The organism is Paenisporosarcina sp. TG-14, from assembly GCF_000297555.1.
Classification (GTDB): Bacteria; Bacillota; Bacilli; order Bacillales_A; family Planococcaceae; genus Paenisporosarcina; species Paenisporosarcina antarctica.
The window spans coordinates 1-19500 of the sequence record NZ_AMGD01000108.1; the positions used below are offsets into that span (position 1 = coordinate 1).

The 19500-nt window shown below is 40.1% G+C and carries 18 protein-coding genes and 1 riboswitch; of the genes, 1 reads left to right on the plus strand and 17 read right to left on the minus strand.

The genetic code is table 11. From position 1 onward, the window contains the following. Positions 1 to 16: 16 nt before the first annotated feature. The 15 genes from C406_RS0118755 to C406_RS0118825 form a co-directional block, all read right to left on the minus strand. Complete coding sequence (locus tag C406_RS0118755; protein ID WP_017382175.1) at positions 17 to 2170, minus strand: (Fe-S)-binding protein; 2154 nt, start codon at positions 2168 to 2170, stop codon at positions 17 to 19. Positions 2171 to 2765: 595 nt separating this feature from the next. Continuing rightward, positions 2766 to 3992 carry an SGNH/GDSL hydrolase family protein gene (locus tag C406_RS0118760; RefSeq protein WP_017382176.1) on the minus strand — a complete coding sequence of 409 codons (1227 nt, stop codon included), beginning with the start codon at positions 3990 to 3992 and terminating at the stop codon, positions 2766 to 2768. Positions 3993 to 4269: 277 nt separating this feature from the next. Next, positions 4270 to 4944 carry a hypothetical protein gene (locus C406_RS0118765; RefSeq protein ID WP_017382177.1) on the minus strand — a complete coding sequence of 225 codons (675 nt, stop codon included), beginning with the start codon at positions 4942 to 4944 and terminating at the stop codon, positions 4270 to 4272. Further along, on the minus strand, positions 4941 to 5423 hold the full coding sequence (locus C406_RS0118770) for a hypothetical protein (RefSeq protein ID WP_017382178.1): 483 nt from the start codon (positions 5421 to 5423) through the stop codon (positions 4941 to 4943). Before C406_RS0118770 ends, C406_RS0118765 begins: the two co-directional genes overlap by 4 nt. A 3-nt stretch (positions 5424 to 5426) precedes the next feature. Then, the gene (locus C406_RS0118775) at positions 5427 to 6017 is read right to left on the minus strand and encodes a cob(I)yrinic acid a,c-diamide adenosyltransferase (protein WP_017382179.1); all 591 of its coding nucleotides are present in this window, start codon (positions 6015 to 6017) and stop codon (positions 5427 to 5429) included. Positions 6018 to 6053: 36 nt separating this feature from the next. Continuing rightward, positions 6054 to 6461 (minus strand): bifunctional adenosylcobinamide kinase/adenosylcobinamide-phosphate guanylyltransferase, encoded by a 408-nt coding sequence (locus C406_RS0118780; RefSeq protein WP_017382180.1) that lies wholly within the window; start codon positions 6459 to 6461, stop codon positions 6054 to 6056. Continuing rightward, the gene (locus C406_RS0118785) at positions 6413 to 7009 is read right to left on the minus strand and encodes a histidine phosphatase family protein (protein WP_017382181.1); all 597 of its coding nucleotides are present in this window, start codon (positions 7007 to 7009) and stop codon (positions 6413 to 6415) included. The genes C406_RS0118780 and C406_RS0118785 overlap by 49 nt, the downstream gene beginning before the upstream one ends. Then, positions 6982 to 7770, minus strand: coding sequence for an adenosylcobinamide-GDP ribazoletransferase (cobS, locus tag C406_RS0118790; RefSeq protein WP_237740601.1), 789 nt, complete (start codon positions 7768 to 7770; stop codon positions 6982 to 6984). Before cobS ends, C406_RS0118785 begins: the two co-directional genes overlap by 28 nt. Next, positions 7734 to 8567 carry a cobyric acid synthase gene (locus C406_RS19775; protein ID WP_017382183.1) on the minus strand — a complete coding sequence of 278 codons (834 nt, stop codon included), beginning with the start codon at positions 8565 to 8567 and terminating at the stop codon, positions 7734 to 7736. The genes cobS and C406_RS19775 overlap by 37 nt, the downstream gene beginning before the upstream one ends. A 10-nt stretch (positions 8568 to 8577) precedes the next feature. Beyond that, entirely contained in the window at positions 8578 to 9144 is a 567-nt protein-coding gene (locus C406_RS0118800) for a bifunctional adenosylcobinamide kinase/adenosylcobinamide-phosphate guanylyltransferase (protein WP_017382184.1), read from the minus strand. Continuing rightward, positions 9126 to 10196, minus strand: coding sequence for a pyridoxal phosphate-dependent aminotransferase (locus C406_RS0118805; RefSeq protein WP_017382185.1), 1071 nt, complete (start codon positions 10194 to 10196; stop codon positions 9126 to 9128). The genes C406_RS0118800 and C406_RS0118805 overlap by 19 nt, the downstream gene beginning before the upstream one ends. Continuing rightward, positions 10183 to 11139, minus strand: coding sequence for an adenosylcobinamide-phosphate synthase CbiB (cbiB, locus tag C406_RS0118810; protein ID WP_017382186.1), 957 nt, complete (start codon positions 11137 to 11139; stop codon positions 10183 to 10185). Before cbiB ends, C406_RS0118805 begins: the two co-directional genes overlap by 14 nt. Before the next feature lie 2 nt (positions 11140 to 11141). Next, positions 11142 to 12608, minus strand: coding sequence for an adenosylcobinamide amidohydrolase (locus C406_RS0118815; RefSeq protein ID WP_017382187.1), 1467 nt, complete (start codon positions 12606 to 12608; stop codon positions 11142 to 11144). A gap of 3 nt (positions 12609 to 12611) precedes the next feature. After that, positions 12612 to 13607 carry a FecCD family ABC transporter permease gene (locus C406_RS0118820; protein WP_017382188.1) on the minus strand — a complete coding sequence of 332 codons (996 nt, stop codon included), beginning with the start codon at positions 13605 to 13607 and terminating at the stop codon, positions 12612 to 12614. After that, entirely contained in the window at positions 13600 to 14565 is a 966-nt protein-coding gene (locus tag C406_RS0118825; protein ID WP_017382189.1) for an ABC transporter substrate-binding protein, read from the minus strand. Before C406_RS0118825 ends, C406_RS0118820 begins: the two co-directional genes overlap by 8 nt. 168 nt (positions 14566 to 14733) lie before the next feature. Next, positions 14734 to 14921, minus strand: a riboswitch (cobalamin riboswitch). Positions 14922 to 15180: 259 nt separating this feature from the next. On the opposite strand from C406_RS0118825, the gene C406_RS0118830 reads away from it, so the two are divergent. Further along, positions 15181 to 15960, plus strand: coding sequence for an alpha/beta fold hydrolase (locus tag C406_RS0118830; RefSeq protein ID WP_017382190.1), 780 nt, complete (start codon positions 15181 to 15183; stop codon positions 15958 to 15960). A 565-nt stretch (positions 15961 to 16525) separates the two neighbouring features. Here the strand turns inward: C406_RS0118830 and argS are convergent. After that, positions 16526 to 18193 carry an arginine--tRNA ligase gene (gene argS / locus C406_RS0118835; protein ID WP_017382191.1) on the minus strand — a complete coding sequence of 556 codons (1668 nt, stop codon included), beginning with the start codon at positions 18191 to 18193 and terminating at the stop codon, positions 16526 to 16528. Beyond that, on the minus strand, positions 18190 to 18612 hold the full coding sequence (locus C406_RS0118840; RefSeq protein ID WP_017382192.1) for a DUF1934 domain-containing protein: 423 nt from the start codon (positions 18610 to 18612) through the stop codon (positions 18190 to 18192). The genes argS and C406_RS0118840 overlap by 4 nt, the downstream gene beginning before the upstream one ends. Positions 18613 to 19500: the final 888 nt, after the last annotated feature.

Here is a 19500-nt window from a genome sequence, read left to right on the forward strand (position 1 = left end):
TGGGCTTCTACGCTTTTCAGTGTAATACAGGTTCTACTTCTTCTTCTTCAACTGGCGGCAAATAATCTCCTAGTACTGAACGTTCTAGTAATTCGGCGATATCGTATGTGCCTACTGTCTCTTCTACTTCTTTTGCTTTCGTTCCATCTGAAAGCATCGTTAAACAGTATGGACATCCTGATGAAATCATCGTTGGGTTTACTTCGAGTGCTTGTTCTGTACGTGCAACGTTTACACGATTCCCTACATTTTCTTCCATCCACATCATTCCGCCACCAGCTCCACAGCACATTCCTGTTTCACGGTTACGTTCCATTTCCACAAGCTTAACACCTGGGATTGCACGTAAGATTTCACGTGGTGGATCATACACATCATTGTAACGCCCTAAGTAACATGAATCATGGAAAGTAATGGTTTCATCAATAGAATGTTGTGGTTTTAGGCGGCCTTGTTGCACTAAATCAAACAACATTTCTGTATGGTGAAGAACTTCTCCACTCCAACCGAAATCCGGGTATTCATTTTTGAAAATATTATAAGCATGCGGATCGATTGTAACAATCTTCGTGACGCCTGCTTTTTCAAACTCAGAAATATTTGCTGTAGCGAGTTCTTGGAATAAGAATTCATTTCCTAAACGACGAGGTGTGTCGCCAGAGTTCTTTTCTTTGTTACCAAGAATTGCGAATTTAACACCCGCTTCATTCATTAATCGTGCGAATGCTAAAGCGATTTTTTGTGAACGATTGTCAAATGAACCCATTGAGCCAACCCAGAATAAGAATTCAAATTCTTCGCCAGCTTTTGATACTTCTTTGACTGTTGGAATCTTGACATCTGGACGTGCGTCACGCCATTTTTCTTTCTCTTTACGGTTAAGACCCCATGGATTTCCTTGACGTTCGATGTTTGTCATCGCGCGCTGGGCATCCGGATTCATACGTCCTTCTGTCATTACTAAGTAACGGCGAAGGTCGATAATGTGGGATACGTGCTCAATCATTACTGGACATTGATCTTCACAGTTACGACAAGTCGTACAAGCCCAAAGTTCTTCTTCTGTAATGACCTCACCAATTAGTGCTGGATTGTAAATGTCTTCAATAACTGCACCATCAACACGAGCGGCAACCGCTAGTTGGTTACCTTGCGTATTAGCAAAGGCCATTGCTGGTACCCACGGTTTTTGTTTCGTCAGGACAGCACCTGTATTTGTTAAATGATTGCGAAGTTTCGTAATTAAGTCCATCGGTGACAGCATTTTCCCTGTTCCCGTTGCTGGACACATATTTGTACAACGACCACACTCTACACATGCGTAAAGGTCGATCATTTGTTTTTGAGAAAAGTCTTGAATTTTACCGACACCAAATGTCGTTTCTTCTTCATCTGCTGCTTCTTCGTCCTCTTCTACTTCGAAATCAATTGGGCGAAGTTTCCCAACATTATCAACACGGTTGAAGTACGTGTTTGCAGGTCCAGTAATTAAATGGAAATGTTTCGATTGAGGTACGTACACCAAGAATGCTAGCAGGAATATTAAGTGAACCCACCACATTGCATAGAATATTGTGATGACAGCTGCCTCGGGTAATAAACTGAAGATCATGGCAATACCGGAAGCTACAGGTTCTGACCAAGTTGCTGCGTGGTCATGCCAAATCATGCCCATTCCGTTTCCGACTAGTACCGAAACCATTAATCCACCAATGAAAATAAGTACAAGTCCTGCTTTCCATCCACGTCTTAAACGTACTAATTTTTCAATGTAGCGGCGGTAGAATGCCCATACAACTGCAACTAAAATAGTTAACGTTACGATTTCTTGAAAGAATGTAAAAGCAGGGTAAACCGCTCCAAGTGGTAAATGAGATCCAGGATTTAACCCTTTCCAAATGAAATCAATTGCTCCAAATTGCACAAGTAGGAATCCGTAAAAGAACATTACGTGTATAATTCCACTTTTCTTATCTTTCAATAATTTCTTTTGTCCAAATACATTCACCCAAATTTTACGCATACGCTCTTTCAAATTGTCCTCAAACTCGACTTTTTGTCCGAGTTTAATGAAATCGTAGCGAGTTTTCAGTAAATAAGTAAATAAACCAAGTGCGTAAGCGGTTACAGCTAAAAATAAGACCCAGTTAATAATTAAAAGCAGGTTCATCTCCTTCTCCCCTTTTCTATATATTAAAATTATATTTGTACTTATAGTAATACCATCATTTTAGTAGATTGTTGGTATGTTGTCGATGCTAACTTTAAGTTTAAGACTGAATGAGCATTCAGTCAATAGGAAAAATAAAGAAATTATACTACATCTGATTTCTGCTATAGCTCTATTAGTAACTATCTAACGGCTAGTACTTATCTCGCATTTATATGTATACATCTGAATTTCATATACGCTTATTCTCGCATACTTTTTTAATATTCATCTTTTCCACACAATTTAATTTACTGAAAAGTGAAGCATTACCCTCTCGTTATTTTGTTAAGACACCTTCCCACAGAAAAGAGCCATGGAGCGAACATGGCGAAATTGTTCTCATTTCGATTTACCTTGCGCGATAATGTAGAAGGAATTAACCGGATAGGAAAATAGAGAAGTGACAAATCACTTCTCCATTTTCATTTCATTCTTTTGGTTTGTCGTGCAGCTGGTTTGCAGTTCATAGTAAACCGGAAACCTAGTTTGAACCACTCGCCTTAATATTTGCTTACTAGCAGAGAGAGCGTTCTTCTATCACCAACATTGCAACCTATTTGAATGTTGAAAGGTTAACAGTCTCAGCCATTTTCTTATACCCAGCATCGTTTGGATGTAGATGATCCCCAGCGTCATATTTAGAAAGGAAGTGTTCAGGATCTTCGGGATCTCTCAGTGCTTTGTCAAAGTCTATCACTCCATCAAACTCTCCACTATTCTTGATCCAGTGATTTACCTCCTGACGCGTTTTTTCCCCTTGCGATGTGTACATTCCTGAACCTTTAAAAGGAGTTAAAGTCCCGCCATAAATTTTAAGACCTTGATCATGAGCTGAGGTAATGATTTGTCCCATTCTCTCAATAACTTTTTTCGCATCATATTCCGGATAATGTCTAATATCATTCAATCCTTGGTGCAGGATCACTGCCTTGACACCTGTTTGGCTAAAAACATCCTGCTCGAGCCTCTCTAATGCATTCTCACCTTTATTAGGCTTACTGTTAATCAAATGATTGGCAGAGACTCCTGCATTCAAAACAGACATTTTGACATCTGAATTTTTCTCATTTAATCGTTTTGCTAAATAATCAGGCCATCGACGGTTGGCATCCACTGTCGAATAATTTCCATTCGCAATGGAACTTCCCAATACAACAATGGCACCTTTTACAGAAGGATCTGGTATTACGTCCACCCCATCCAACCAAAACCATGCATCTTCTTTTGTTTTAAAAGCCGAAGCATCAGAGTCTGAAACATGCTTTCCAGTTGAGATATATGTGGTTTGCATAGAACGAGGATGCCATGTTGTAGGTCCTGTTTTATCACGAACGTAAAGACTGACCGCCACACTTTCTTTACTGTTAACCTCAAAGGATATTGGATCACTAAATTCTTTCGCACCAGGAGGGATTGTTACATTTTGTTCGCCCCCAAATGTAACTTGTTGATCCGTTCCAGGAACAATACCAGACCCACTTTTTGAAACCGCCACGTGTATCTCTTCGATAGACAGTGGTTCAGAACCAAATGTATTGGATAGACGAATCCGCATCTTTTTGCCATCTATATGAGGATGGATGATTGAACGAACGGTTTGATTTTCAAACCCTTTATGAGAAACTCCATCTTCATAAGATGCTTGCATACTTGCACTCCATGTTCCTACCCAATTACCTACATCCGGTTTTTTTTCATTTGAAGATTTCCACTCACTAACTCCATACACGCTTAAGAAGATAATAATAATGGTGAATAAAACATATAGTACACGCTTCATAATTATCTCTCCCTTTATATTGATAACAGTTATTGCTACTTATAAGGTTTTATTCGAAATATATACCCTTTTCTGAATGTGAAACACTACTTCAGTTTTAATTTTAACATTCTTCAGAATATCCCATCAGTTCCGTTAAAGAAAGCAAAAGAGAATCGGAAAGTGATGTTATCACTTCGCGATTCTCATTTCACTCTATAGGCTATCGTGTAGCAGGTTTGCAGTCCATACATAGCGAACTTAAACCCAGTTGATGCAAATTTGAATAGCCTTAATCTTACACAACTAAATCTCTAAATTCATCTCCAAAATATTGACTTGCTAATTCGACTGATTCAAGCTGAACTCCTAAAAGAACAACTGTACTCGGTCCGGCAGACTTCCCTACATCTAACTCCGAAATGACAACAATTGTATCATCTGCAAACAAAGCCCCAACCTCTGCCTGAATACCTTTTGAACCGACTGGCCAAACCTTCTTCACCCAACCTTGATCAATTGCTTCCTTCACTTTTTTCAAATCCGCGATATCTTTGGTGTGTTCAAGTACTTCACTACCCACGCAAGGTTGACCATAAATAAACCAGGAAACGTCACAATCCACAACTTCTTTACTATTACCAATCATCGTGACTGACATAGCTGACTGCAATAGTTCCATATTAGTTTCACTACTGCCACCTATTAAAATCTGCCCTAAATCAACCTCTTCAAATAAATGTTTTACACCATCCATGTAAGCTTGCCACGCGGCTTCACCTGAAAAATTATGGATAATGACAGATTGCACTTGTGCATTCGCTGCCCATTGCTCGAGTAAAGCAACACGAGCTGCAAAATAACTGACGACATGATTCGGCGCATACACGACGTCGGCTTGTTTTTCACCAATACCACCAGCATTGTCAGTAGTTACCACAAAACCATTCGGCAATTTCATGGCATTTCTCATTTAACGACTACTACTCTCTTGTAAACTCGCTTCACCAAGGGTGCCAACATAATGGCAATTCCCGCGTTTAAACAAGAAGCTATAAATAATGAAGGGACAGCCACGTAAAAGAACGCGGGTCCAATAAGGAAATAAAACGGCAATGGTGCAAGAACTCCATTTGCTAACACGAAAAATATCCATTTCCACATGCTTTTTCCTGAGCGATGTAGCAACCCAAAGACCCATAAAATCACGAACATTTCAGCAGCTATCAACACATGAAATGGACCAAATGGCATTCCTGCCGATAATGCAGATACTAAATGGCCAATTAATGCAGCTATGCCTGAAAATACTGGTGGCAAAAACATAACGGAAACTAGAGCTGGCACTGCGTCTAAAGCTGCCGTACCAATTCCTACAGGCAATTTGACGAGTGCACCTAACGCGCATAATGTTGCAATCATCGCTGTTAACGTCAATAAACGTACGTTCATCGCTTATTCCTCCACTTTTTTCGCTCGTCCACCATTTCGAAATACCTTAGCAGAACGTACGTATTCGTTGTCGGGAATATTAATCCGTGAATTGGCGACTCGTGAAGCTGCAAATAAATAATCAGATAAACGATTTAAATAACGTTGCACGACTGTCGGAATGTCCTCTTCTACTTTCATCAAAGTTACCATTAGTCTCTCCGCCCGTCGTGTAACCGTCCGCGCAATGTGCAGTGTTGCTGCAGCTGGCGAACCTCCTGGCAAAATAAATCGTTCGAGCAATGGAGCTTCTTCCATTAATTCATCAATACGCTTCTCAAGTACTTCTACTGGCTCTTCTGACATTTTATATGTACGGTTTGGCTTGACGTTTGATAAATCTCCACCACAATCGAATAATTCATTTTGAATTGCTTCTAAGTCTGTCAGTAAATCACTGAAAATCGTTGAATCCAGTTCCGTCATTGCTTTGCCAATAAACGAGTTCACTTCATCAATCGTGCCATACGTCTCCACACGCGGTGCATCTTTATCTGTGCGAGCACCGATTAAACTTGTTTGTCCCTTGTCCCCAGTACGTGTGTATATTCTCATTGTATTTCCCCCTTTTAATGTAGTTAAAAAGTCTGCTCAATCATTCTGTTTTAATGTTTCCGTTAAGCCATACCAAATGCGCGTTACTTCAGTTGCTTCCTTGAAAATCTGTTGTAATAGTCTGCCACAGCGATCCCGAAGTTCACGCGTTTCTGCTACTATCGGCACGATTCCTCGTCCATTTTCAGTCACAATCACAATGACATCACTGTGCTCTCGATATGAAGTTAATTTCCTCATAACATCTTCAATCACAATTTCTTCTGGTCTTTCTAAATGGCGCTCCACAAAATTTTCTAAGCCTGCAACTACAATCGTTTTAGAAACAGCTTGAGGTAAATCGTCCACTTCTGCACATTCAATCCATTGCACATCTCGATCGATTACGAGCTGCTTTACATATGTCCGCTTTCCATTAAACGCTCCACCGACAAAGACTCGCATCTCTTTCCCTCCTCAAAACATTGCCTACTCGACCAGCTTAAAGTCCACTGGTCACCATGCTTGACATCCCATGACCAAAAATCATCTTCCTGTGGTGCAAACTTCGTGAGTACATAGCGAATCGGTCCACCATGCGTCACCATTACTGAATGGTCATGCTGTAAACTCTTCAGTCCTGCCTGAACGCGTGAAGCCATTTCATGTAAAAACTCTCCATTTGGAGGTGAAGTACCATCTGGATTACATAACCACTTTTGATAGGTTGGATCATCCTTTAAATCCTCATACGTCTGTAACTCCCAGTCTCCAAAAGACATTTCTCGAAATGCAGGTGAACCTTGGTAGGGCGTTTTTGGATAAAAAAGTGCGGCAGTTTCTTGACAACGTTGAAGATCGCTGCCATTAATAACGGCTGGGCACCAAGTAGCTTTATCGTAAACCCGTGACGACTGAATAATCGATTCATCGCTCCAGCCTATGTATCGACGCTCATTATTAGCTAAGGTTGGTAAGTGACGGATTAAAGTAAGCTGAAAATCACGAGCCATAAGACAACTTCCATCCCTTCAACGAAAGCACCAGATACATCACCTGTGACGCCTCCAAAATGTTTCTTTGTCCAATACTTATAAGCATGGGCACAAATGAATAAAGCAACCAAACTACTAACGGCAACTAATATATTCCCAGCAACAACAATGATAAATCCGGCACCTATTACAATTGAAAGAAGCGTGGTTACTAGCAATACTCGATGATCAAAACGTTTTTTAAAGAAAGCCGCTAGTCCTCGGTCCCGCGCTACTGGTGTATTGATGAAGTAGTAAACCATTCCTGCCCTCGCTAAAAACGGTAAGACAACTAACCATTCCCACCTCATACCATTGTGCGAAATTATCTCTGCCAATAATAAGATTTTCCCAACAATAAAAAATAGTAAAGCCATTGCCCCAAAAGCACCGATGCGTGGGTCAGCTAAAATTTCGTGACGTTTGTCGATATGTCGATATGAGAAAAAGGCATCACTCGTATCTACGAATCCATCGAGATGTAGTCCCCCAGACACAATAATTCCAATTAACACAATTATAAAAGCTAAGAAAAGTGGACTCGCGTCAAAAAATAACCAAACACTTGAGGTGAATATCCCGACTAACACCCCAATCCATGGGAGTGTTGCAAACATTGCAGTTACTGACTTGTGATCCATTTCTAGTTCTTTATTGACTGGTAAAATAGTGAAAAATTGTATAGCAAGAAATATCCCACGCATCATCGTTTTTCTACCATATCCTTTATTTGTGGCCAATCGAGATGAGCCGCCACGTGATAAGCCCATTCATCATATTTATCTTCGCCTGACGTCTTGGAAGCTACATCATGACGTGTAATAAATGAGTCTTCCTCTTCAATTTCATGGTTATCCATAAATGGAATAACTCCGAGAACAGGAATTTTTGTATAGGACTCTATAAATGACACTCCAGAATTAAACAAACCTATATCACCACGAAATTTATTAATAATAATGCCCCTCACACGATTTCGATGAGCTTCTGGCAGTAATTCGAGTGTTCCAACGATTGAAGCAAAAACACCACCTCGCTCAATATCAGCGACCAAAATAACCGGTACATCCGCTAAATCAGCGATACTCATATTGACAAGTTCGCGATCAGTTAGGTTCATTTCTACCGGACTTCCTGCTCCTTCTAAAACTACGACGTCATAGTTTTGACCAACAAATTCAAGCGATTTCTCAATGGCATGTAACCCAACATCATAAAAAGTTTCTCGGTAAGCGATTGCCTGCATGTCGTTTACTTTTTTACCCAACAACCAAACTTCCGAAGACATATGTCCAGAAGGCTTTAATAAAATTGGGTTCATTTGTGGAAGTGGCTCGACTTTGGCTGCCTGCGCTTGTGCAAATTGGGCCGTACTAAGTTCTAATCCATTAGCTATTTCTGTCGAAAAGGTCGACATATTTTGGGATTTAAATGGTGCTACATGAAAACCTTCATTTGCAAATAAACGACAAAGTGCAGTACAAATCATGCTTTTCCCAACGTTTGATGCTGTTCCTTGAATCATGATTCCGTTCATATGTATCTCCTCATTTCCACTTCTTTGCGAGTCCATACGTCAGTTCAAATGCATGATCGCTCTCTTGGACAAGCCACTGATGAAGCCTACCTAGCCATTGTTGATAGAGTAGTACATCTGGTATGTTTGACAGTGGTTCATCTAATACTTCATTGGAGATGACTACTATATCTGCTCCGTTATGTAGCCATGAAGAAATCGTTTTATGAAATTGCCTTTGTTTCTCTTCCATGCAGTTATTACGTTTAAAACAAGGGTTTTCAGTTGCCCATCCTTCGTATAATTCATTCGCCAACCATGTCGTGACGCAATCGAAAAGTACACCGTCACCAGGTAAGATATGTGGTATGATTTCTTCGATTTTACGAGGTTGTTCAATCGTCATCCATTTTTCTTTATAAGCGATTCGGTCTTGTTGATGACGTTTGATACGAAGTTGCATTTCATCGTCAGATGCAACGCCCGTTGCGAGGTAAATCAGTCGCGAACAGTGTCGATCCATTAACCAATTTTCAGCAAATGCCGTCTTCCCGCTTCTAACTCCACCAGAAATAAATGTTAATGTGCCTCGAACCATCCTGTTAACTCCCTTTTTAGGATTTCCATTTGTGCTTCGCTTTTCATACCAATTCGAAACCACTGACCATCTAGTTCACGGAAATTCTCTGTATGTCTAAGGACAATGCCTTTCCGTAAAAAATATGGAAAAAATCCCTTGTTTAGTTGTGGTAATTTAAACAATAAAAAATTGGCCTGTGATTGCGTTACTTCACATCCTTGAGCTTTTAGGAAGGCAGTCATGTCTTTACATGTCTTCAAACTGTGTTGAATAGCTTTCTTACGGAACGTCTCATCATTTAACACGAGCGAACCTACTTCAGCTGCTAGCCTATTAACATTCCAATGCGGTGCTAGACGCTGAATTTCTTCTACAATATGAGGTGCTGCTGCCATGTATCCTAGTCGCAGCCCTGGCATTGCGTACATTTTTGTCATCGAGCGAACAATAATTACATGTGCTGAATAAATATCAGAAATAAACGATGCTTCCTCTGAAATGAAATCAATGAATGCCTCGTCTAACACGATGTCACAGTTTGAAATCTTGGCGTATTGGATTAATTCACGTATCACACTACGTTTTGGCAAAGTACCTGTTGGGTTATTTGGTGTACATAAATAAAGAACATCCGCATGGTGCATATGTTCTTTCATGTCAGCAATCGGCAATTCGCCTGTTACAATATTAGGCATTTTCAAGTTCACTATTTCCACATGACGCGCTTTTAAAGTCGTATCATATTCGGAGAAAGTTGGATGAACTAAAATGGCTCGCTTCCCCATGTATTTCTCTGCAAGCAATGAAAATACTTCTGAAGCTCCGTTTGAGACGAAAATAGAATCGGGTGAAATATTGTGATATTGCGCGATTTTTGTGCGAAAAGGTTCACCTACTGGATCCGGATAAACCTTCATGAATTGGTGAAAATTGTGCCAGGCAGATTGTATTGAATCAGGTGGTCCTAATGGATTGACGTTTTCACTAAAGTCGATAATACGTGAGGGCGGCATAATTCCAAGGCTGTTATAGACATGTTGCGGATTTGCACCATGATTAGGCAATGACACGTAAAATACCTCCTATAGACATCATCCACAACCAGAATAGGAATACGGCGATGTGCATTTGCCGAATGGTATGTAAAATGTGAATCGCTCGGAGCGGGTTTTCTGGGATTCCCATACGTGCACGTTTAGATGTAATGCCTTTATATGTATTTTTACCCCCGAGTTGTACACCAAGTTGATAGGCAGTGGCAGCTTCTAAGTAACCACTATTTGGACTAGGATGCTTTTTCGCATCTTTCCACCAACCGTTCAAGCGTGACCGAAATGTTTGCTTACTGAAATTTTTTGTCCACGTAATAATGATATACCCCGTGATTCGGCTTGGAATATAGTTCAAGATGTCATCCATTTTGGCAGAAGCTTTGCCGAACTCTTGGAATTCTTCATTTTTATAACCCACCATCGAATCGAGAGTGTTCACTGCTTTATATACCCAAAGTCCAGGTGCGCCTAATAGAAAAGCAAAAAATAAGGGGGCTGTAATACCATCACTTGTATTTTCAGATACTGTTTCTACGGCAGCTCTTGTCACTTCTGATTCAGATAACTTCGCGGTATCACGACCGACAATTTCTGACACTTTCAATCGAGCTTCTTTTAGGTCACCTTTAACTAGCGGTTTGTATACGGACAATGCTGCGACTCTCAAGCTTTTTTGGGAAAAGCCAGCTGCACACATTATACTTTCGACAGCGATACCTAAAAAAAAGTTAACTGTGTACGCTGCAGACAAAACACCTAATACAATGATGAATGTGAAAGCCACAACCGTTATTAAAAGTACAATCCCCTTGAACTTACGATGTTTTCCCGTGTTTAACAAAGTCGTTAATTTGGAAATGAAGCGACCCATCCAGCGGACCGGATGTGGCCATTTAGGGGGATCGCCAATTATTCTATCTAGTAGTAATCCAATTGTAAGAGCGATGATATGAGCAGACATACTTACATTCCTTTCGCTACTTTATAGCGTTTAATGGCAAGGGTTGTACATTCGAAAACGCCACGGCCAATACATTTCCCGAGTTCAGTAATAGGGCCTGCATACTGTAAATACGCCCCTTTTTGAGTAGCCGCTACGAGTAAACTATCTGTGGACGTCCCAGTCGCAAGTGTATTTGTTAAAGAATCTCTTACATCTTCGTGTTGAAGCGCTTTTGTTTTCGCTTCTGTTGCGGTAATCATCGCTTGGATAAATGCTTCATCTGAAATTTTCCCATTGATGATAATCCATGTATTAATTGTGCCGACGTAAGGTATATCCTCGCGTTCAAATGCTTTTGACACATCAACCGCATTTCCAACACCTGCTGTTACTGCAATAATAATGGATCCAAATGTTCCTTTGTATTCTTCAATGACTACATGTTTCGTTTGAACGGCCGTCATCATGCCCACTGTATCCGTCGTAGAAAAACCATGTTCATGTAAATATTCGAACATCTCTTGTGTGCTATCATCACATGCATAATCCGCTTTTACATGACGATTTACAAATGAACGAAACCAACCGGATCCTGCATTTACGACGGCTGAAGAGACTGTTTTTAATGGCATTTTAGCTTGTAGAACGACGTAGTCATTTGACACAGTAAAATTATCTTTTGTAATACGGCTATCCACTTGTAATTCACCTAAATTAGGCAATAAGGTGATTTGAGGTTTTGGTTGTTCCGGATGTGGATAGCTGCTTATTCGAGCCTTATAGACACTTTCTATTTGTTTTTCTTTAAGTACAGCATGCGGTTCTCCCATTATTTTAATGCTTCCACTATCCATTAATAATAGACGATCACAATATAATGACGCCAAGTTCATATCATGAAATACAGAGATAATGGTCAATCCTTTTTCAATGGCTTGTATTTTAATAGTGTCGAGTAATTGCTTTTGGTGTGCAATGTCTAAATGGTTTGTCGGTTCGTCCAGCAGTAATATTTTCGCTTGCTGAGCAAGTGCTTGTGCTACAAAAACACGCTGTTGTTCTCCTCCAGAAAGTTCATCCAGATAGGCATTCTCATAAATTTTCACTTCGGTTAATTGCATCGCATCTTGAATCGCCTTCTCATCTTTATCAGACCAAGAAGAAAAGAATCCACTTTGATGTGGGTATCTTCCAAGAGACACTGTGTCTCGAACTGTATGCGAAAAAGCATGCGTGTGTAATTGAGGGAGAACTGCCATATGTTTAGCGAGTTCTTTTGAGGCATATGTTTTAATTGGTTTGCCATCTAATTCAACCGTACCTGTTTTTAAAGGAAGTACGCCACTAATGATTTTCAGTAAAGTAGACTTGCCACTCCCATTCGGACCTAAAATCCCTAGCATCTCACCTTTATTTACTTGAAATGACACATTTTTTACGACAGGCACTTCGTGGTAACCACCTGTTAACCCTTGAACTTTTAACATCGATTACGCACTCACCTTTCTTCGTTGTTTCCAGAAAATAAAAGCAAAAACTGGTGCGCCTATGAAGGCTGTAATGACACCTATTGGCAGCTCAGACGGTGAAATAATGGTGCGTGACACTAAGTCACAAACAATGAGTAGAGTTGCTCCATTAAAAAACGATAAAGGCAACACATGCCGGTGATCCGAACCCCATAACATACGTGTCATATGTGGAACGACTAGACCTACAAAGCCAATGGTTCCAGAAACTGAAACCGCAGCACCAGTTAAAATCGAGCCACCCGTTAAAATCATCATTTTACGTCGTTTTACATCTACTCCTAGATGGGAGGCGCGTTCTTCTCCAAAAACAAGCGCATTTAGTTCTCTACGATTAAGCCATAATAAAAGAAATCCGAACATCATAAATGGTAATGCCATTGTGACATACGGCCACCCCCGCATAGAAACACTACCGAGTAACCAACCAATAATTTGTCGTAGTTCTTCCCCTGATAGTGCAATCATTAGAGATAAAACAGATCCTAAAAATGAGCTAAAAATAATTCCTGTGAGAATGATTGTTTCCATTTTCATCGCTCGATCAATGAGCTTGGCAAAACTCATGACGACGATTACCGTTAAAAAAGCGCCTAGCATACTAAGTACTGGTAGTGTGAACAAGCCGAGAAAGGGAATTGAAATTCCGAAAAAGAGCGTCATCACGGCACCCACTGAGGCACCGGACGACACTCCTAAGGTATACGGATCGGCTAATGGATTTTTCAACAACCCTTGGAAAGCCGCTCCTGCCATAGCAAGTGAGGAGCCAACTAAACCAGCTAATACCACACGTGGCATGCGAATATTCCAAAGGATATTTGACGCCGCTTCATCCAAGTTAGGATTCCACAAAACTTGTATTGGAATCCGCACCGTTCCAACCGTTACCCCGATCAACACTGCAGCAATCAGTACGAAGACAGAAGCCACATATGCAAATACTGTTTTATTCACTGAAAACCTCAGGATAAATTGCTTTTGCCATTTCTAATAAACCTTCTGTTAAACGCGGACCTGAACGGTTTGTCATATCAGCATCTACATTCACTACTTCTTTATTCTTTATAGCCGTAACCACTCCGAACCCTTCTCGTGAAAGCACTTGCTCTACTGCACCGGGAGTATAATAACCATAAGTTGTTAAAATCACATCTGGGTTACGATTAACAATTTCTTCGGGATCCATTTTGATCCAACCTTCTTGATCTCCTGCAATATTTTCTGCGTTTATTAACATAATCATTTCATTTATGAATGTGTTATTACCTGCTGTATAAATTTCTGGAGCTGGAGATACTTCAAAGAATACGGACTTTTTCGTTTCAACTGCAGATGCTTTTTCCTGAATAGAAGCAACCTCATCCTTCATTTTTTGTACCATTTCTTCAGCTTCACTAGTCGAACCAGTAGCTTGACCAATGGTAATCATCGTTTCATATACTTCTTCAAAATTTAACGCTGTTTTCACAACTAACACATTTACCCCTGCATCTCTTAGTTGTTGAAGGCCAGCTTCACCCATTCCAAGTCCTGACTCATGTGCAAGTACCAGATCAGGATTTAAAGAAATAATTTTCTCTACATTGAATTCTTGACCACCTATTTTTTCAATCGCTTCAGTTTCTTTCGGATAGTTATCGTAGTCAGAAACGCCAACTACTTTATCACCCAAATCTAAACCAAATAAGATTTCTGTATTACTAGGAATCATGGATACGATTGTCTTCGGTGCCTCTTCAAGTGTAATTTCATTATCCGTCACGTCTGTTAGTGTAACTGGGAATGCAGATTCTACTGCTTCCGTTTTTTCTTTATCATTTTGTTGTGTCGGTGTCGCTTCTTCTTGCCCACATGCTGTTAATAGTATTGCTACAAGTGCCGTTGCGAGCCATAATTGCCAAATCTTCTTCATGAATGTGTTCCTCCTCGATCTGTTGGGTGTGACTTGAGCGTTTAATAAACACTCATTTTAATGCATAAAAAAATCCTCCGCGTATAGTCGGAAGATGGTTGGGAGAATAGTAGCTTTTGCTAAAGTAAGCATGAGCTGATTCACACCATTCCTATCCTCGTAGGGTTGCGGGCGTTACGCACGTAGGCAGGTCTCCTGGCTTGTGATCAATGGAATGGCGCGTCTTCCCAAAGCAAATGCTTCAGTGACATGATGCGCTTTCCTCTCACATACAGTGGCGGGACCGCGTCGGAGTTGAACCGACTTCCCTTTTAACTCTGCGATTAAAGCAGAGCACCTTCGTGTTGAAACTATGTAATTCAACTTTATTATACAGTATTTCCTTTGCGTGTCGAGAATTCATTTAAGAAATAAAGACAGGTCCTTTTATGACAGTACTATTCATTTGGTCAGTCGATATTACATGATGGTATATTTGTATTAGTTGTTAACACCCTCCTATTTGAATGAAAAAAGGTACGATTGCTGTTCATATTAATATTCGAATGGTTGTATTTTTTCCATAATGGGGTATATAGATTGTCACAAAGGAAAGTCTGAATATGAGGTGTTCATGTGAACATATTTGAATCGAATGGTGTTTCCTTAGCCTATGAAGAGTTTGGTGAGGGTGAGCCGCTATTGCTATTGCACGGGTTGACCGGTAACCGACATATGTTTGACGAGGATGTAAATGTATTTAAGAAGTATTTTCGTACGATTGTCCTAGATGCCCGTGGTCATGGGGATTCTGACAAACCCGATGCTTATACGTTAGATGATCATATTGCCGATGTGTTGCGCTTACTTGACCATTTGGAAATTGACGAGAGCTATTTGATTGGCGTATCGATGGGCAGTTATATTGCACAGGGAGTTGCAATTGCTTCACCTGAACGTGTGAAGCAGATGATTTTAGTTGCTACTAAACCAGAAGGAAAAACATCTTCCTTGCAAGCGTTGTTTCTAAAGTATCAGGACCAATTAGAAGGTCTGTCATTTTCCCAGAAAGTAATGAAAGTATCTCCGTATATGTTTCACGATTTGGGAGCAATCGGTGAATGGAGTAAAGAAGCTGCGAAAAAGAGTCCTCCTTTACAAGCCGATCAGATTGTAGCAGCAAATGCTGCTTTAGCAGGGTTTGATTTCCGTCATGATTTGCACTTAGTGACAGCTAAAACACTTGTAATTAGCGGGAATCATGATGAGTTAAATCCACCAGAAGTTGGACGAGAAACGGCTCGCTTAATTCCACATGCTACGTTTGTTGAATTTAATCAATCTGGACACGCACCGAATGTAGAGCAACATTTATTATATATGGATTTTGTTTTAGAGTTTTTAAATAAGAAATAGTTGATTCAAAGATAAACACAACAATACCCGCCAAGCAACAGCTGGCGGGTATTGTTATGAGGGTCTTCAACAACTTAATTGCTGTCGTCGGATTTCTCCGATGTAACATGGGTGAAGGATTATCGTGATGAAGTTGGTCAAATTCCACGCTAAAATTGACCATTAAAACTTCCATAATTTCACTATTACAACGTGAAGCTCAATATTTACAACGTGAAGGCTTATTTTTACAACGTCAACCTCCTTAATTACAACGTGACACCGAATAATTACAACTGAGCTATCGCTCGCCTAGATTTGAGGTACGGTACAGTGTGGCACAGGGCACGATATAGAAGGTTTTGTCCCAGTATCTCGTATTCGAGTAGCGATATCCAGCATTCGCTGTCGTTTATGTGAAATTCGTACGCACTTATTTAACATTCGAGTTTAACACAAAATTTGAACGTGCAAAAATGTTGTCAGTTGGCGCGCCATCAGACACGTTTTCTGTTTGTAAAATCTCGCTGTCACTTAAAAAAAAATAGCCATCCCATGTAAAATGGGATGGCTATTTCTAAGTTTATTACATTTTTTCAGGAGCACTTACACCGATTAAACGAAGTGCGTTGGCAAGCGTAGTGCGGACTGCTGTGATGAGAGTAAGTCGAGCACGTGTCATGTCTTCATTCGTCGGGTCTAACACTTTTTCTGCATTGTAGAAACTATGGAAAGTTGCTGCAAGTTCTTGAATATACGTCGCTACTCTATGAGGCGAGCGGTTTTTCGCTGCTTCTGCCACGACTTGTGGGAAATCGCCCATCTTCTTCAAAACATCAATTTCTTTTTCAGCTTGCAGTAAATTCAAATGGTCCTCTGACGCAATGAATCCTTGCTCTTTTGCAGAACGCAAAATCGAGCTAATACGAGCATGTGCATATTGTGCATAGTACACAGGGTTTTCATTTGATTGTGAAACAGCTAAATCTAAATCGAAATCCATATGTGAATCGCCAGAACGCATGGCAAAGAAATAACGCACAGCATCTAAGCCTACTTCCTCTACAAGTTCACGCATCGTGACAGCTTTACCTGTACGTTTGCTCATCTTCATTTTTTCTCCGTCTTTGTACAACTGCACCATTTGAATAACACTTACTTCAAGCGTTTCACGATCATTTCCAAGTGCTTGGATAGCCGCTTTCATGCGCGGGATGTAACCATGGTGATCGGCACCCCAAATATTAATTAATCGATCAAAACCGCGAGCAATTTTATTTTCGTGATACGCGATATCTGGAGTTAAATAAGTGAATGTACCATCATTTTTTATAAGTACACGGTCTTTGTCGTCTCCAAATGTTGTTGAACGGAACCAGGTTGCTCCTTCTTCTTCAAAAACGTGACCATTCGCACGTAATTTATCTAAAGCGACTTCAATCTTGCCATCTTCGTATAAAGAAGTTTCTGAATACCACTCATCAAAATTAACACGGAAATCAGCTAAATCTTGTTGAAGTTTAGCAAGTTCGATTTTAAGACCATGTGAACGGAAATGTGCAAAACGTTCTTCAGCAGTTTTGTGAAGTAAAGCGTCACCGTACTCATTCGCCTGAGCTTGTGCAATGTCAATAATATCTTGGCCATGATAACCATCTTCAGGCATTTCTGCCTCTTGACCTAAAGCTTGCTTATAACGCGCTTCTAACGAATACGCTAAGTTGTTAATTTGCTTTCCTGCGTCATTAATATAGTACTCACGTGAAACATCATAGCCTGCAAAATCTAAGACATTACAAAGAGAATCTCCAACCGAAGCACCACGAGCGTGTCCTAGATGCAAGTCACCTGTTGGATTCGCTGAAACAAACTCAACTTGAATTTTTTCGCTAGCGTCCGATTTAGAACGACCATAATCTGCACCTTGTTTTAAAACAGCTTTTACAACATCTGCTAGGTAGTCCTTACGAATTGAAATGTTTATAAATCCAGGACCAGCAATCTCGACTTTCTCAATAACGGTGCCTGCTGTTTCTAGGTTATCTAGAATCGCTTGTGCAATAGCGCGAGGTGGTTTCTTTGCTAGCTTTGTCAGTTGCATGGCAATATTCGTTGCGTAATCACCGTTTGCTTTGTCTCGAGGAGTTTCTAATTGAATAGCCGGCATACCTTCTGCTTCCGTTAATTGCGCTTTCAAGATGGCTTTTTGTACAGCTTCTTTTATAGATTGTTGAACTTGTTCTACTGCGTTCATTGCGATTCCTCCATGTAATGAAATTCGAGTGTGTATTCGCCAACGGATTGTCCGCTAACGTTTAAATCATATTGAACAACAAAGTGTCCGTCTTGTTTATTTTTTTCGAACATTATTTTTCGTGTCATCGTTTTGACCATTAATACGCCATATTCACTTTCATAACTACCTGTCTGCTCTGTTTCCTTCACGAATGGAAGGCGCATATTGATGCCACCACTTCGTAAAATTAGTGCTTCCGTTTCACCCATTTTGACAGTGGTTTTTATGTGTTTATCGTCTTGTACTTCTTCGTACTTTAAATAGGCACTCTCACCTTTTTCAATATAAGTGCCAGTTACCCACAGTTCATAAATTTCTGGTTGTTCATTTGGTTGCTGGATGGTCGTTTTCAATTTTACTTTTACTTGCTTATTCATGATAGATCCACCCGCTTCCTTTTGTTTTTCAGTATAACCTTTTTATTATATGTCATATTAGCACTTGATTTCAAATTCCCTTACGAAAAACCTGGTAAATTGACGTAAAGTAGAAAAACCTGGCAAAGTACGCCCCGTCCTTTAAGAAAGGACAGAAGATTTAAGTATTAGTTTAAAGGGATATTCCATACAGGGTCACTTTGGACGGCATTACTACTACACTATTACCTGAAGAATAAGATAGCCTTCTATTTAAATCTAGTGATTTCCGTTACATGCGGACGCTTTCCGCGGGGCGAGCGACAAGCCTCCTCGTCCGCTTGAAACCCCTTGCTCCTGCGGTTACTCGTCGCAAACGAATTGTGCACAATTCGTTTCCTGTGGGGTCTCGTCTGTCTCGCTTTTCCCGCCGGAGTCGCCGCATTCCACTACAGTCATTCACCTGTTTATAAATCAACAGTGATAACCATATAGTTTTAAAAATAAATATAAATAATCATTCTATCTTGAAAATGAAAGTATCCGCACCTATATTTTTACAGGACAATTTTCTGTGCAATCCAAGGATTACTGAACAAGAATAGATCACTGAAAAAAATTCACTTCTTCTGAGAGGGAACTTGCGTTTCTAAAAAAGGAAATCATGACTTCACATGAATCGAATTAATGAGAGTCACATCATAGAAATTCCGATTTAGCACGTTAATCTCATATACTAAAACGCCATGAACATTGGGCTCTTGGCACATCAACTTTATATACTTTCTTATGTTTGAACAAAACACAATTACGCTTAAAAGCAGCATAATCCTACTTTTAAGCATGTCACTGGATCAGGCAATTTATATATTCTTATCCAATTTTAACGTGCAATTTTAGTTGCTTGGA

Excerpts from the sequence above, each read along its gene's own strand:
- C406_RS19775 (WP_017382183.1), bottom strand. The coding sequence starts at position 8,567 with ATGAACGGAATCATGATTCAAGGAACAGCATCAAACGTTGGGAAAAGC.
- argS (WP_017382191.1), bottom strand. The coding sequence starts at position 18,193 with ATGAACGCAGTAGAACAAGTTCAACAATCTATAAAAGAAGCTGTACAA.
- C406_RS0118770 (WP_017382178.1), bottom strand. The coding sequence starts at position 5,423 with ATGAACGTACGTTTATTGACGTTAACAGCGATGATTGCAACATTATGC.
- C406_RS0118815 (WP_017382187.1), bottom strand. The coding sequence starts at position 12,608 with ATGTTAAAAGTTCAAGGGTTAACAGGTGGTTACCACGAAGTGCCTGTC.
- C406_RS0118800 (WP_017382184.1), bottom strand. The coding sequence starts at position 9,144 with ATGGTTCGAGGCACATTAACATTTATTTCTGGTGGAGTTAGAAGCGGG.
- C406_RS0118825 (WP_017382189.1), bottom strand. The coding sequence starts at position 14,565 with ATGAAGAAGATTTGGCAATTATGGCTCGCAACGGCACTTGTAGCAATA.
- C406_RS0118785 (WP_017382181.1), bottom strand. The coding sequence starts at position 7,009 with ATGGCTCGTGATTTTCAGCTTACTTTAATCCGTCACTTACCAACCTTA.
- C406_RS0118760 (WP_017382176.1), bottom strand. The coding sequence starts at position 3,992 with ATGAAGCGTGTACTATATGTTTTATTCACCATTATTATTATCTTCTTA.
- C406_RS0118840 (WP_017382192.1), bottom strand. The coding sequence starts at position 18,612 with ATGAATAAGCAAGTAAAAGTAAAATTGAAAACGACCATCCAGCAACCA.
- C406_RS0118755 (WP_017382175.1), bottom strand. The coding sequence starts at position 2,170 with ATGAACCTGCTTTTAATTATTAACTGGGTCTTATTTTTAGCTGTAACC.
- C406_RS0118775 (WP_017382179.1), bottom strand. The coding sequence starts at position 6,017 with ATGAGAATATACACACGTACTGGGGACAAGGGACAAACAAGTTTAATC.
- cbiB (WP_017382186.1), bottom strand. The coding sequence starts at position 11,139 with ATGTCTGCTCATATCATCGCTCTTACAATTGGATTACTACTAGATAGA.
- C406_RS0118765 (WP_017382177.1), bottom strand. The coding sequence starts at position 4,944 with ATGAGAAATGCCATGAAATTGCCGAATGGTTTTGTGGTAACTACTGAC.
- C406_RS0118780 (WP_017382180.1), bottom strand. The coding sequence starts at position 6,461 with ATGCGAGTCTTTGTCGGTGGAGCGTTTAATGGAAAGCGGACATATGTA.